Origin of the sequence: Paracholeplasma brassicae, assembly GCF_000967915.1 — a bacterium.
GTDB lineage: Bacteria > Bacillota_I > Bacilli_A > Acholeplasmatales > UBA5453 > Paracholeplasma > Paracholeplasma brassicae.
The window spans coordinates 677853-692339 of record NC_022549.1; the positions used below are offsets into that span (position 1 = coordinate 677853).

Annotated in this window: 17 protein-coding genes; 13 read left to right on the forward strand and 4 right to left on the reverse strand. The window is 37.2% G+C overall.

Annotated elements, in window-relative coordinates:
* Positions 1–4: 4 nt before the first annotated feature.
* The 4 genes from BN853_RS03075 to BN853_RS03090 are packed head-to-tail and all read right to left on the reverse strand — an operon-like array spanning position 5 to position 2787.
* Complete coding sequence (locus BN853_RS03075) at positions 5–391, reverse strand: Fur family transcriptional regulator (protein ID WP_030004482.1); 387 nt, start codon at positions 389–391, stop codon at positions 5–7.
* A gap of 2 nt (positions 392–393) precedes the next feature.
* A complete protein-coding gene (locus tag BN853_RS03080; RefSeq protein WP_030004483.1) occupies positions 394–1203 on the reverse strand; it encodes a metal ABC transporter permease in 810 nt (269 codons plus the stop codon).
* The gene (locus BN853_RS03085) at positions 1196–1849 is read right to left on the reverse strand and encodes a metal ABC transporter ATP-binding protein (protein ID WP_030004484.1); all 654 of its coding nucleotides are present in this window, start codon (positions 1847–1849) and stop codon (positions 1196–1198) included. The genes BN853_RS03080 and BN853_RS03085 overlap by 8 nt, the downstream gene beginning before the upstream one ends.
* Positions 1849–2787, reverse strand: coding sequence for a metal ABC transporter substrate-binding protein (locus BN853_RS03090; protein ID WP_030004485.1), 939 nt, complete (start codon positions 2785–2787; stop codon positions 1849–1851). The genes BN853_RS03085 and BN853_RS03090 overlap by 1 nt, the downstream gene beginning before the upstream one ends.
* A gap of 176 nt (positions 2788–2963) precedes the next feature.
* On the opposite strand from BN853_RS03090, the gene BN853_RS03095 reads away from it, so the two are divergent.
* From BN853_RS03095 to BN853_RS03155, 13 genes are all read left to right on the forward strand, one after another.
* Positions 2964–3404: a ribosome maturation factor RimP gene (locus tag BN853_RS03095; RefSeq protein ID WP_030004486.1), complete on the forward strand. Its 441-nt coding sequence runs from the start codon at positions 2964–2966 to the stop codon at positions 3402–3404.
* Positions 3405–3415: 11 nt separating this feature from the next.
* A complete protein-coding gene (nusA, locus tag BN853_RS03100; protein ID WP_030004487.1) occupies positions 3416–4495 on the forward strand; it encodes a transcription termination factor NusA in 1080 nt (359 codons plus the stop codon).
* A gap of 12 nt (positions 4496–4507) precedes the next feature.
* The gene (gene rnpM, locus BN853_RS03105) at positions 4508–4777 is read left to right on the forward strand and encodes an RNase P modulator RnpM (protein WP_030004488.1); all 270 of its coding nucleotides are present in this window, start codon (positions 4508–4510) and stop codon (positions 4775–4777) included.
* On the forward strand, positions 4770–5048 hold the full coding sequence (locus BN853_RS03110) for a L7Ae/L30e/S12e/Gadd45 family ribosomal protein (protein ID WP_030004489.1): 279 nt from the start codon (positions 4770–4772) through the stop codon (positions 5046–5048). Before rnpM ends, BN853_RS03110 begins: the two co-directional genes overlap by 8 nt.
* A 15-nt stretch (positions 5049–5063) precedes the next feature.
* Positions 5064–6884 (forward strand): translation initiation factor IF-2, encoded by a 1821-nt coding sequence (gene infB, locus BN853_RS03115; protein ID WP_030004490.1) that lies wholly within the window; start codon positions 5064–5066, stop codon positions 6882–6884.
* Between the two features lie 2 nt (positions 6885–6886).
* The gene (gene rbfA / locus BN853_RS03120; protein WP_030004491.1) at positions 6887–7240 is read left to right on the forward strand and encodes a 30S ribosome-binding factor RbfA; all 354 of its coding nucleotides are present in this window, start codon (positions 6887–6889) and stop codon (positions 7238–7240) included.
* Between the two features lie 149 nt (positions 7241–7389).
* Entirely contained in the window at positions 7390–7767 is a 378-nt protein-coding gene (locus BN853_RS03125) for a hypothetical protein (protein WP_030004492.1), read from the forward strand.
* A 2-nt stretch (positions 7768–7769) separates the two neighbouring features.
* Positions 7770–8222, forward strand: coding sequence for an NfeD family protein (locus BN853_RS03130; RefSeq protein WP_030004493.1), 453 nt, complete (start codon positions 7770–7772; stop codon positions 8220–8222).
* Positions 8223–8243: 21 nt separating this feature from the next.
* On the forward strand, positions 8244–9185 hold the full coding sequence (locus BN853_RS03135; RefSeq protein ID WP_030004494.1) for an SPFH domain-containing protein: 942 nt from the start codon (positions 8244–8246) through the stop codon (positions 9183–9185).
* Between the two features lie 92 nt (positions 9186–9277).
* Positions 9278–11638 carry a replication restart helicase PriA gene (priA, locus tag BN853_RS03140; protein ID WP_030004495.1) on the forward strand — a complete coding sequence of 787 codons (2361 nt, stop codon included), beginning with the start codon at positions 9278–9280 and terminating at the stop codon, positions 11636–11638.
* 14 nt (positions 11639–11652) lie between these two features.
* Entirely contained in the window at positions 11653–12567 is a 915-nt protein-coding gene (gene fmt, locus BN853_RS03145) for a methionyl-tRNA formyltransferase (protein ID WP_030004496.1), read from the forward strand.
* Positions 12567–13121, forward strand: a complete 555-nt coding sequence (locus BN853_RS03150) for a phosphatidylglycerophosphatase A family protein (protein ID WP_030004497.1) — start codon at positions 12567–12569, stop codon at positions 13119–13121. Before fmt ends, BN853_RS03150 begins: the two co-directional genes overlap by 1 nt.
* Positions 13122–13141: 20 nt before the next feature.
* Positions 13142–14434: a hypothetical protein gene (locus BN853_RS03155; protein ID WP_052591189.1), complete on the forward strand. Its 1293-nt coding sequence runs from the start codon at positions 13142–13144 to the stop codon at positions 14432–14434.
* The last annotated feature ends 53 nt before the right edge of the window (positions 14435–14487 follow it).

A 14487-nucleotide genomic window follows, 5' to 3' on the forward strand; every position in this document is an offset into this window, starting at 1 on the left:
TTTGTTAATGGTTTAGATTGGCTTCTTGACACGTTTGACAATACCCATAAACGGTTAGGTCGTGGTGTGTGATTTGAAAATGAAATTTGTCTGCTGTTTCGTTTGCGATGTGATCAATGTGGCAATCCATCTCATACATTTTATGGCAGGACAAGCAAACCAAATAATGTTTATGTTCTAACGTGTTGATTTTAAAATAGGTCGTATTATCAAGGTAGGTCTTATCGACCATCTTATAGTTTGCAAATGTGTCTAGTGTTCGATAAATGGTTGATAAATTCATTGAACCAGTGGGTAGTTTTGCATAAATCATTTCTGCGGATAAAGGTGTTTTTTGTTTTTGTAAGAAAGACAGAAGTAATTGTCTTTGTTTGGTCATTTTTAGAGCCATGATTAGTCACGTCCTTTAATAGATTTGATGAAGAACAAGATGGAAAATAGAATGCCGTGGACAATAATAATGGTTGATCCTGCGGGTATTTCAAGGTAGTGCGCAGAGATAATCCCAATGAGTGTGACGGCTATATTGATGATTATACTATAAATAATTAATTGTTTAAAACTTTTTGACACTAAAGAAGAAGAGACTGCCGGAAATATGATGAATGCAGAGATTAATAGTGTCCCAATGGTCTGCACACCTAAGACGATGACAACCGCGGTTATGATTGCGATTGCGTAGTCGTAAAAGGCAACGTTTATTTTTGAAAACTTAGCATAAGTGCTGTCATAAGTAATAGAAAATAATTTTTGATAACTTAAAAGGATAAAGACAAAGGCAACTAGAAAGATGACAAGTGCGAAAATGACGTCTGAATAGGTCGTTGAGAAGATTGAGCCCACAAGCATCGATTCAACGGAGCGGTTAAACCCTTTTGAGGTTGATATAACGATCAACCCAATCGCCATCGATACGGAGGCCACAAGCCCAATCGCGGTATCCCCTTCAACGTCATTGTGCCTGATGAGGCGTTTAATAATGACAGCGGCAATGATGGCAAAAGGAATGGCAACGATGGTTGGTTCGTTAGAGAATAATAAGCCAATAGCGATCCCGGTAAACGAGATGTGCGCTAACCCATCGCCAATGAGCGCTTGGTTAGTAACAACTAAAAAGTTCGATAGTAGTGCAGTCGTTGAGGCGAGCAATAAACCGATTAAAATCGCTCTTAGCATAAAGGGCCAAGTAAAAATCTCAAACATGTTTGTGTTCCCCCTTATGTTTTAATAATTGGTATTGTTCAAACGTTCCAAAGAAGCGAACCGATTGATCAAGTTCTAAAATTTTACTGCCATGTCTTAGGCCGTCACTCAAATCGTGTGTGACGTGGATGATGGTCATCCCAGCTTTATTTAAATCTTCAATGTGTTGATAAAATAGTTTTCTAAATTCGGGATCGAGGGCAGAGGTAGGTTCATCAAGAACGAGTACAGAAGGTTCTGAGAGTAGTGCTCGAATGATATGGACGCGTTGTTGTTCACCACCAGAGAGTTGATTCATTCGTTTGAATTTTTTCTCAAAAATGTGCATTTGATGAAGTAGTTCATCAATCTTTTTGTTTGTTGAGGTGGTTTTATTTGAGTACTTTAAGACTTCATAGACGGTTGCAGGCATATTCACAGCACTCTTTAAGTGTTGTGGTAAATAGCCAAAACGGAAGCTACCAAAGGTAAGCTCGCCGTTTGTTGGTTTGATTAAATTGATCAATAATTTGACCAAAGTTGTTTTTCCTGAACCATTTGGGCCAATGATGTTTAAGTAATCACCAGGTTTGACGGTAAAGGAAACGTTATTTAAAACCGTGGTTTGTCCGTAGGTAACCGTTAGGTTTTTAGCTTCTAAAATCATTAAATCAACTCCAAGTCGTAGGCAGTCGCGATGTTTTCAACATTTTCATTCCATAAATCCAATAACGTTGTGTTTGATTCAAATTGTGATTTACTGACGTTATGCATTGAATAAAGTGGAAGTAATGTGATTTCGTACCCTTTTGATTTTAAATCATTCTTGATGGTATTTGCAAGTATAACCGTTTCAAGTGGGTCATAAAAGACATAACTCGCGTTGGTTTCGATGATTTGATTTAACATTGCTTGAATTTGAGTGGAAGTTGGATCAGCATCCGGTGAAAACGAATCGGTTAAACTTTGAATGTTTAATGATTTTTCTTCATTAAGTAGTGAGAATACGTTATGACCAACAAAATGCAGTTGTTTCGTCTCTAGTGCACTAATTTGATCAAACTTAGCACTGATTGCTCTAACTCGTTCTTTTAAATTATTTGCGTTATTTGTGTAGTAATCCACGTTTTTCTCATCTAAATGAATGATTTCTTCTAAGATAACTTCAATCATGTGTAGGGTGTTATACAAATGCACCCAATAATGAAGATTATCATGATCGTGCTCGTGCTCATCAGTCGTACTGTAACTGATGCTTTCTGCATGGGCATGATCGTGGTCTTCATTGGATGCCAATTGAAGGTTTAAAAACGTCGTTTTGTTGTTTTCAAGGTTTTTAGCCCATGGCTCCATCTCGTCTGATGTGTAGATGAATAGTTTTGCGTTATTAATCATCACCACTTGTTTTGAGGTTGGTTCGAAGTCGTGTGCTTCAACCCCAGGGTTTAATAATAAAGTGTAAGTTAAATCTTTGTCACCGACAATGGTTCTTGTGATGTCGTATTGTGGAAATAATGACGTCACGATGTCGTATTCTTTGCTGCTACAAGCACTTAGGGTTAGGATACTTAATAATATAAGTGGTATTGCGATTAATTTTTTCATGTGAATTCTCCTCTGTACGTTATTCATTATACACATTTGTTTTTCAATTGCAAATGGTTTGCATTCGCAGATATAATTATTTTTCGATATGATTGTCAAAAATAAACATATTATGGTATAATATATGCCGTAATGTAGAGTGGATTAGATTCCACTCATTTTATTAAGGAGGAATTATGGATCTTAAAGTAATCGAAAATATCGTCTTAGACATTCTAAAAGACGACGCATTGTCCTTAGAGAGTATAAAGACAAAAACTGAGTTTGGTGAGTCTATCTTAGAGATTATCGTTGATGGCGATGACTTATCAAGTGATCACTTAGGCAATGTGAATACAAAAATTGCAGAAGTCTTAACGGATGATCTCTTGGATCCATCTTACTACATTGAAGTTTCATCACCGGGTGCTGAACGACCACTTAAGACAAAAGAAGCGGTTTTAGGCGCGGTTGGTAAGTACGTGTTTGCAAAAACAAACAAAGAAGAAGCAGAAGGCTACTTGTTGGCATTTGATGGAACGACGTTAGTTGTCCAAATTAATTTAAAAGGACGTTTGAAAAAATTGAATATGGCTTATAGCGATCTACTAGAAATTAGATTAGCGATTAAGTTTTAGGAGGTATTGTCATGGTAAGTAAAGAATTTTTCAGAGTGTTAGACATTATTGCAGAAGAACGTAACATTAAAGTTGAACTCATCGTTGATGCGTTTAAAAAAGGTATGGTCTCTGCATTTAAGAAATCAAGAGGGCATAGTTCATGCCGCATTGAAGTCAATCCAGATAAGAATGAAATTTTAGTATTCGAACGTCATTTGGTTGTGCCAGATGAGGGTGAGTACGAAGTTGATCCAGAACTAGTGATTGAAAAAATAAGTTTATCAGAGGCTAAAGAAAAGAAAGCGCGTATCAAAGTAGGCGATATTCTTGAAGAAAGCGTCAATCCAAAAGAGTTTAGTCAAATCGCAGTAACGAACCTTAAAAACGTCTTAAATCAAAATTTAAAGAACATTGAAAAAGAAAATATGTTCAATTACTTTAAAGAAAAAGAAAAAGAGATGGTCGTTGCCAAAGTGATTGGCCAAGACGATGATTATTATCGATTAGAGCTTGGACATGGACTAACCACGCTACTACCTAAGCGTGAAGCACTACCAACCGATCGTTTTGTTGTTGGTGAAAACGTCAAGGTATTTGTTGCAAGCGTTGAAATGAAAACCAAAGGACCAAAAGTCATGGTCACACGTTTAGATAAGTCTTTAGTGACTCGTTTATTCGAAGACTTAATTCCAGAAGTTAAAGATGGTACGGTTGAAATCATGGGTATCGCTAGAGACCCAGGCGATCGCGCTAAAATTGGTGTGATGTCTAATGATAAGAACGTCGATGCCATTGGTGCGTGTGTTGGAGAAAACGGCTCACGTATTAAAGAAATCATTCGTGCACTTAGTGGTGAAAAAGTTGACTTATTCCAATGGTCGACGAACGAAAGAGATTTAATTGCGAATTCATTACAACCAGCGGACGTTTTAGCGGTCACACAAATTAACCCAATGAAACGTACAGCACTTGTCATTGTTGATGACGATAAACTATCACTTGCCATTGGTAAGGGTGGACAAAACGTTAAGTTAGCGGTTCAAGCCATTAACTGGAAGATTGATATCAAATCAGCAACCATGGCGGACGCTGAAGGTATTTTATTCTAAGGAGTAATAAAAATGATGAAAGAAAAGAAAGTGCCAATGCGTACATGCGTGGTAACAAAAGAAGTTAGACCTAAAAAGGATTTAATTCGTGTGGTTGCCACTAAAGAGGGTGTCGTTAGTATTGATACTAAAGGTAAAGCACCAGGTAGAGGTGCTTATCTCATCTTAAGTAAAGTCGTCATTGAAAAAGCACGAAAGTCAAAAGCACTAGATAAGAAATTAGAAGTGAGTGTACCTGAGGAAATCTATAACGAGTTACTTGAGTTGGTTTCTCATGCTTAAACCACTCGGCATCGCTAACTCAGCGAGAAAACTGGTCTCAGGCACTGACTTTGTTGTTGATGCGATTCGTTCTAATAAAGCAAAATTAGTCTTTTTAGCAAACGATGCCTCAGACAACACCAAAAAAAAAGTTAGAGACAAAGCCTCATTTTATGGGGTTGAAATCATAGAGGATTTTGACACGAATAGCCTGTCAAAAGAAATCGGTAAAAAAAACATTAAAGCAATTGCTATTATAGATCAGGGGTTTGCAAATATGTTTAAAAAATAGAAGGAAGTGATTAATATGGCTAAACAACGTACTAATAACAAAGAAGTTAGAACGTCTAACCTGCCTAAAAAAGGCGTGAATATCGCCAAAGGTAAAACAATAATTTATAAACCAAATATGAAGGTAAGCGAGGTTGCTGAAAGTTTAGGGATTTCAAACGCTGAAATCATTAAAAAGCTCATGCAACTTGGTGTGATGACCTCAGTCAATCAATCGATTGATCGTGATACCATTGAACTGGTTGCACTTGATATGGGGTTTGAAATACAAGACGAGGTAGTGACTGATATTACACGTTTTGATGAAATGAAATTTGAAGATGATGAAAAAGATTTAATTAAACGTGCGCCGATTGTTACGGTAATGGGCCACGTTGACCATGGGAAAACAACCCTATTAGATACCATTAGACATTCACGTGTGGTTCAAGGCGAAGCCGGTGGGATTACACAGCACATCGGTGCTTATCAAGTTGAACGTAATGGCGAAAAAATTACATTCATTGACACACCAGGGCATGCCGCTTTTACTGAAATGCGCGCACGTGGTGCAAAAGTGACCGATATAACCGTATTGGTTGTTGCCGCAGACGATGGCGTTATGCCTCAAACAGTCGAAGCCATTCACCATGCGCAAGCAGCAAATGTTCCAATCATCGTTGCGGTCAACAAAATGGATAAGCCATCGGCAAATCCAGACCACGTGATGACTGAACTATCCAATTATAATTTATTACCAGAACAATGGGGTGGAAAGACACCTTACGTTGAAGTCTCAGCGTTAAAAGGCAAGGGCATTGACACCTTACTGGATGTGATTCAACTTGTATCTGAAATCGAAGATTACAAAGCCAATCCAAACCGATTAGCTACCGGAACCGTTGTCGAAGCTCGTCTTGACAAGGGCCGTGGTGTCGTTGCAACAATGATTGTCGCAAACGGTACATTAAAAGTTGGAGACAACATCGTATGTGGAAACACGTATGGTAAAATTCGTACAATGAATGACGATACAAAAAAACGTTTGACCGAAGCCATTCCGAGTCAGCCAGTAGAAATCACAGGGTTGTTCGATATGCCTGAGGCAGGCGATATCTTTGTATCAATCGTTGATGAAAGACAAGCAAGACAAATTGCTGAAGAACGACAAGCAAGACAACGTGAAGGTGAACTTCAAAAACAAAAGAAAGCCTCACTAAACACCATGTTTGCGGAAGCTGAAGCGGGTCAAAAAGAACTAATCTTAATCATTAAAGGTGATACACAAGGTTCAATCGAAGCCCTAAAAGGCTCACTTGAAAAAATTAACGTTGAAGGGTTACACGTCAATGTGATTCGTTCATCGGTTGGGGCAATCACCGAAAGTGATGTTTCACTAGCAAGTGCATCAAACGCAATTATCATCGGTTTTAACGTCCGTCCAACCTCAGCGGTAAGAGAAAATGCCAAACAACAAGGCGTTGAAATCCGATTATACAACATCATCTATAAGGCCATTGAAGAAATTGAAGCGGCACTCAATGGGATGTTAGAACCTGAATTTGAAGAAGTTGTTACCGGTCAAGCCGTGGTTAGAGACGTATTTAAGATTTCAAAAGTAGGCACCATTGCTGGGTGTTATGTCACCGATGGCAACATCGAACGTAACTCACTTGTTCGCGTATTACGTGATGGCGTGGTTGTTTACGAAGGTAAGATGGCGTCCTTAAAACGCTTTAAAGATGACGTAAAAGAAGTCAGACAAGGCTTTGAATGTGGTATCTCAGTCGAAAACTTTAATGATATTAAAGAAGGAGATATCATCGAAGCTTCGGTTGAAAAAGAAGTGGAGAGATAATTATGGCAAGTATTTCAATTGAAAGACTATCAAGTTTATTTCAACGAGAATTAGCAATTATCGTCAATAAAGACAATCGCAGCGAAGCCGTCGGTTACATCAACATTACGGAAGTTCGTGTCACAAGGGATTTATCTTATGCGACCATTTACTACACCATACTAAGTGATAAACCTGAGGATCTAAAAAAAGCAAGTACCTTGCTAGATACGATCAACAAGACGGTAAGAAAAGAACTGGCATCTAAAGTAAATAACTTACGCAAAATGCCTGAACTGCTCTTTAAGTACGATGAGGCACTAGCTTATGGGAATCATATTGATAAACTACTAAAAACAATCAAAGACGATAAATAAGATTAATGACATCACAATGTGGTGTCATTTTTTATATATTGACAAAAATGCATTAAAAACATAGAATTTCATAAAAATTCAAAAAAATACAAAATTATATTGTAATAAATTCAAAACGTGATATAATGATTATGTAGGAGGTAATATCTATGAGCATTGAATGGATTAACCCAAAAGAGATTCATGGCACCGTCACGTTTTATGATTCAAACATTACGCTAAACAAAACCGCATCTGAATTTTTCAATGATGCCTACAAAGTGTTAGTTGGTATTGATCGAGTGCATAAACACGTGGTGATTAAACACATCAATAAAGAAGAAGCTTTAAGAGGTGACATCATCAAGTCAAACTTACTTGATATTTCGATTAAAGCAAGTTATGGTAGAATTAATAGTAAGAAGGTTGTTAATGAAATTGCAGACAGCTTTAACTTTAATTTTAAGAATACAAATAATTATAAATTTAAGGCCATTTGGAAGAGTTCAGATCGTATATTAGAAATCGATTTGAATGAGGAGGTATGAGCATGACGCCTGAAATGATTAATATGATTTTAATGATTGTGATTTGGGCTGTGGTTTTGATTGGAGCAATTTTTATTGAACTAGAAACAACAGACTTAGTAACGATTTGGTTTGCTGCTGGTGCGGTTGCGGCTTTAATCGCTGCAGCAATGGAAGTCGCAATTGTTTGGCAAATCGCGATATTTATTTCGGTTTCGTTGATACTGATTTTAGTCACTAGACCACTAACTAGACGATTTATGCAAAAAGACATCATTAAGACGAATGCCGATAAGATGGTTGGTCAACAAGCAACCGTTATTTCTGTCATTCCAATCGATGGAAGAGGCGAAGTCAAATTAGAAGAGCGCATTTGGACTGCGTTTACCACATCAAATAAACAAATTGACGTTGGTAAGAAAGTCATTGTTCAAGACATTGTTGGTAACAAGCTACTCGTTAGCGAAATAGAATAATACATTATAGGAGGAAATAGAATGTATACACCTTTAATTTTATCAAATGCAGGAACCGTTGTTTTAGTTGTTTTATTGGTTTTACTCGTCGTTGCCTTATTAATTGCATTATCAAGTATTCGCATTGTAAGACAATCACAAACGATGGTTATTGAAAGACTTGGTGGTTATTACACCACTTGGAGTACAGGGATTCACTTCTTAGTGCCTTTTGTGGACCGTGTTTCACTTGTTGTTTCATTAAAAGAACAAGTGATGGACTACCCACCACAACCCGTAATCACAAGAGATAACGTCACCATGCAAATTGACACCGTGGTTTATTATCAAATCACCGATGCAAAAGCATTTACTTATGGTGTTGATAACCCAAATAGAGCGTTAGAAAACTTAACCGCTACGACACTACGTAACATCATCGGGGAAATTGATCTTGATGGGGCATTAACCAGCCGTGAATTAATCAATGGAAAAATGCGTATCATTTTAGATGAAGCGACTGACCCATGGGGGATTAAAGTCATTCGTGTGGAATTAAAGAACATTATTCCACCAAAAGACATCAGAGAAGCCATGGAAAAACAAATGAGAGCAGAACGTGAAAAACGTGAAAACATCTTAAATGCGGAAGGTCAAAAACAATCGGCCATTCTAAAAGCCCAAGGGGTTAAGGAATCGGCAATTCTCGAAGCGGAAGCGCAAAAACAATCACAAATCTTAAGAGCTGAAGGGGAAGCAGAAGCCATCCTTAAAGTTCAAGAAGCAAAAGCACGTGGGATTGAAGCAATCAAAGCCGCTGGTGCTGACCGCTCGGTCTTAACAATCAAAGGTTATGAGGCGTTAGTTGAAGTGTCTAAAGGACAAGCAACCAAGCTAATTATCCCATCGGATCTACAAGGTCTTGCAAGTATCGTTTCTTCATCCAAAGAAATGTGGTCAGATACTAAAAAAGACAAAGAATAAACCAACTTAGAAAAGTAGAAGAAATTCTACTTTTTTTCTTCGTGTTTCTAGTATAAAATCCATAATATGGTATAATTTTATAAGGTGATCATATGTATGCAAGTGTAATTGTTAACGTCAATGCCAAAGCAGTCAGCAGACTCTTTGAATACGAAGTGCCCAAATCATTAGAAAAAACAGTTAAGCCAGGGGTTCGTGTCGTTGTCGACTTTAATTCAAGACTAACGACCGCGATGGTGGTTTTTCTTTCAGCTAATTCCTCTTATGAAACCGAGCAATTAAATAAAGACACGAAAACGGTTAAAATAAAAGAAATACAAGCGATTATTGACATTAAACCGATCTTAACCAACGAATTATTAAACCTCGTTGATTATATAAAACAACAATCATTTGCCACTTATCAACAATGTTTTGACTTGGTGATACCAAGTGCACTACATACCAACCATAAACGAAAAATAATCATCAAAAATGAAAACATACTCGATGAAATCTCAATTAAGCGAATTCAAGCGCATCGATACCTAAACGACATCAAAGATCAATCAGACATTGAGTGGCTCAATAAACGTATTTTAGAGGGCTCTGTTGGCTTAATAGATAAATTTTCTAAGAAACATAAGGCAAAGACCGAAATCGTCTACTCGATACTTAAAACAAGTAATCAACTAACAATAAAGCAACAACAAGCGATCGATTTACTTTCAAGCCCAAAAACAAGGAAAGAGTTAAAAGAAGAAGGTATTTCTCTCGGTGTGTTAAACCGAATGAGTAAAAAAGGTTTAATTCAAGCAAGAACGGTAGAAACACTTAGACGCGTCAGACACCAATTTACAGAGAATTCAAACTTGGTTGAGCTGACAAACGAACAAGCAAACGCTTATCATCAAATCAAAGCGTCTTACGGGAATTACCGCCGTTTTCTGATCCAAGGGATAACAGGTTCAGGTAAAACCGAAGTTTATCTGTCACTCATTAAAGACATGCTTGATCTTCAGAAACAAGTGTTAATTTTAGTGCCTGAAATCGCATTAATTCCTCAAATGGCTGAACGTATTAGAGCGCGATTTGACGAGGAGATTGCCGTTGTACATTCCAAACTATCTTCTAACGAGCGCTATGATCAATGGCGTTTAATCGATCAAAACAAAGCCTCCATTGTTGTCGGCACAAGAAGCGCCTGTTTCATGCCCTTCAATCGATTAGGTTTGATTGTGATCGATGAAGAACAAGATCGTAGTTACATTCAAAAGGATGTGCCTAGTTATGATGCAAATGAGCTTTGTATGTTTAGAGCAAAACATCATAAAATACCACTCGTTTACGGATCTGCAACGCCTTCAATCAAGACTGCTTATGACGTCAGTCTAGGTAAAATCACCAAATTATGTTTAACAAAAAGACCCGTTGGTGTTGAACCAAGCATCCGTGTGATTGATATGAAAGAAGAACTAATCTCAGGTAATTTAAGCGTCTTTTCAAAAAAACTAAAACAAGCAGTTGAAAAACGGTTAAAGAAAAAAGAACAAACCATGATTCTTGTCAATAAGCGTGGGTATGCAAGTTTTGTGATGTGCCGAGCGTGTTCACACGTGATTAAATGCGAACATTGTCAAATCTCTTTAAGTTATCATAAAAAAGAACACCGGTTGAAATGTCATCATTGTGGTTTTGAACGACCAATGCCATCGAAATGTGGTGTTTGTCAATCAACAAAAATTAGAGAAGTTGGCATCGGTATTGAACAAGTAGAAGAACGGTTAATCAAAGAATTTCCAACCGCTCGGATACTAAGGATGGATAAAGACACCACCAAAGGCAAGCACGCGATTGACGAAAAACTATCAGCGTTTAATCATCAAACTTATGACATATTGATTGGCACAAGCATGATTTCTAAAGGTCATGATTTTAAAAACGTCACATTAGTGGCAGTAATGTTGGCGGATTTACAGTTAAAACTGCCAAGTTATCTAGCAAATGAAGAGACTTATAATATGATTGCACAAGCCGCAGGTAGACCAGGCAGAAAAGGTCAATCGTCTGAAGTCATTATTCAAGCTTATGAAGTTAATCATTTTGTGATTCAAGCCGTCCGAAACAACGATTACACGTCTTATTATAAACAGGAGATTAAGCAACGTCAGTTAGGTCGCTATCAACCCATCTATCAAGTGGTTAAAGTGATTTTAAAGGGCAAAGAGGATGACAAGACTAGCCAGTCATTACTTGAACTTAAAAGGCAGTTGTTAAAAAGACATTCGCAGTTTGAAATATTAGGACCGACCCAGTTATATATCCATTATCAAAACAAACGATTCTTACACCAAATAACCATTAAAACAAGACCAAACTACGACTTAAAACCGATTTTAGATCGAATCGAAAATCACTATAAAGATAAATCATTCTACTTAGAATTTGATTTCTACCCAGACATGATTGAGTAAAGGAATGTGAAATTATGAAAATAGTATTTATGGGAACACCTAGTTTTGCCCTACCAACCCTAGAGATGTTACACCAACGTTTTGGTGTTTCATTGGTAGTCACACAGCCAGATAAAGTGGTTGGAAGAAAAAAAATTATCACAAAATCGCCAGTAAAAGAATTCGCAATTAAACATGGAATTGACGTATTTCAGCCTTTAAAACTGAGTAAAGACTATGAAAGAATCATCAAACTAAAACCAGATTTAATCGTGACAGCAGCCTATGGTCAAATGATCCCAACAGCGGTTTTGGATCTGGCCACGTCAATCAATGTTCATGGCTCAATCCTGCCAAAATATCGAGGGGGAGCGCCGGTACAATACGCCATCAAAAATGGTGATAAAACCACCGGTGTAACAATCATGTACATGGCCCCTAAAATGGATAGTGGCGATATCATTGACTGTGAAGAAGTTGAGATTTTAGAAACAGACACGACCGATTCACTAATGAGACGGTTAAGTATTGTCGGAAGAGATTTACTCGATAGAACCATTTTGTCAATCATCAATCAAACAAACAACCGAGTACCACAAGACGAAACACAAGTGACGTTTGCCTATACCATTAAACCAGAAGAAGAATTTTTGGATTTTACAAAGACAACCAAAGAGGTAATAAACCACTTAAGATCACTTCTAGATGAACCAGGTGGCAGTATTTTTGTTAACAATACGCGAATTAAGGTTTATGAAATCGAAAAAAGTGATATAATATCAAGTAGAAACCCAGGCGAAGTTGTAAAAGTCACCAAACAGTTCCTTGTCAAGACAAAAGACGGTGTGGTTAGACTTAAAAAAATTAAGCCTGAGGGCAAAAAGTTAATGAATGATACTGATTTTTTAAACGGTCAAAAAATCATTTGTGAAGGAGATATCATTAAATAATGAAAAAGAAAGTTTTATTTTCAAGAGAAGAAATGACGAGATTATCCGTCGAAGCGTTAAGAAGTAGAGGTGTAACAGTCGATGACATCGCAGAAATTGCATTTAAACAACAAGCGCGCTACACCGAAAATATAAAGTTTGAAACGTGTCGTGAATCGGTCTTAAAAGTGTTATCTTTAAGAGATATTTTTCACCACGTCTTATTGGCAGTTGAACTCGACAAAATGGCAGAAAAAAAATTGTTTGAAGGACCAATTCAAGACATCATTGAATCGGACTTAGGTTTGTTTGGCGTTGATGAAGTCCTTGGATTAGACGTGGCGCGTCTTTATGGCGTGATTGGCATGACTAACTTTGGTGACATCGATGTGAATAAACACGGCATTGTATCAAAGTTAAACGAAGATGGTAAAAAAGAAGGTATCGTGCATACGTTCTTAGACGACATCGTCGGTGCGATCGCGGCAAGTGCATCAACACGCGTTGCTCAAATCATTAATGAGGACATCGCACAAGAAGAACCACACAAAAAAGTAAGCTTATTTGATCAATAATCAAGCAAAGGGGAATTATCGTGCGTAAAAAAAACAAGATAACCGGGATGACCAAAAGTTTCTTCAGTCGGTTATTCGCGTTTGAAGAAAATATTGACATTACGGATGATGTCATTGTCCTACATAGACGAAATCTAGTCATCAAGAACATCATCCTTTTAAGTAACATTGTGTATTCAATTTTACTTTTTCTAATCGCATATACAACAAAAGAGCCATCCGATTGGCTTTTTTCAGTTTTATCTTTTCCACTGACTTTTTTCATTAATAACGTCATTAAACGACTTATTTTTGGTGATAGACACGATAAGACCAAACAGGAAGTCGCTATGTACGTCCTAAGTCTTTACATGTTTTTATCGTCCATCTTGATTTATGCAAGACTTTATCAAAATCAAACATTTGAAACCGCGGCCTATATCTTACTTTATTACGCCATCGTGGTGGTCAGTCTTTATCAAAGCAGACGCCTCATCATGTGGGTATTTCAAGGCATGTTAGCGGCGATTACCGTAATTCATTTTGTTTGGACCTATTCAATTAATCGTACGTATGAGGGCATGAGTTTAGGTGAGTTTTTAAATGCGTTTATTCCCACCAAAGAGGCGGTAGACATCTTTTTAAGAACCACGCTCTTTATTATATTTATGGTGGTTGTTTACGCCATCGTATCGATTGGTTCTTACATGCAAGAACAACGCAAACAAGAATTGATTAAACGACGTGAAGTTCAAACTGATTTTACCAACATTGTTTCGGATTTATTTAGTGTGGTTCTCTCATCAAAGAAAAACTTCTTAGATCGTCAACACGTGGATTTGGTTTATCAAATGAGTGAAAAATTAGCCGGCTATTTTGGGCTGAGTCACGATCAAATTGATTACATTAAAACCTACTCAAAAATTCATTTAAAGTATAAGGAAGTCGAAGGCTTGGTCGGTAATCACATGGCCGAAGACGAGAGTAAGTTTGAAATGTTAAAAGAAAAAACCAATTTGGGCACACAAATTGCGAAAAGACTTCAGTTGGCTCAAAAAGCAGAAGACATCGCAAGGGCGCACGTTGAAGGGGTAGCGACGCTCCAGTTTTCACAAGAAATGAATGAGATTCAACCACAAATCGAATCCCAAGTTATTTTACTCTGTGATTTATACGTCACCATGCGCAGTGGTAAATCCTATAAAAGACCCTACCCGAATCAAACAACCATCCAATTATTTGAAAAGGTATTCTTACCTTATTTTGACTATTTTTTAGTTGAACGATTTCTAAAGTTTAAGAATGAGTTTGAAAAGACATTCAACGAATACTAAGTGAATGTTTTGCTTTACATTTAAAATTTAAGTGGTATAATTAATTACGTAAA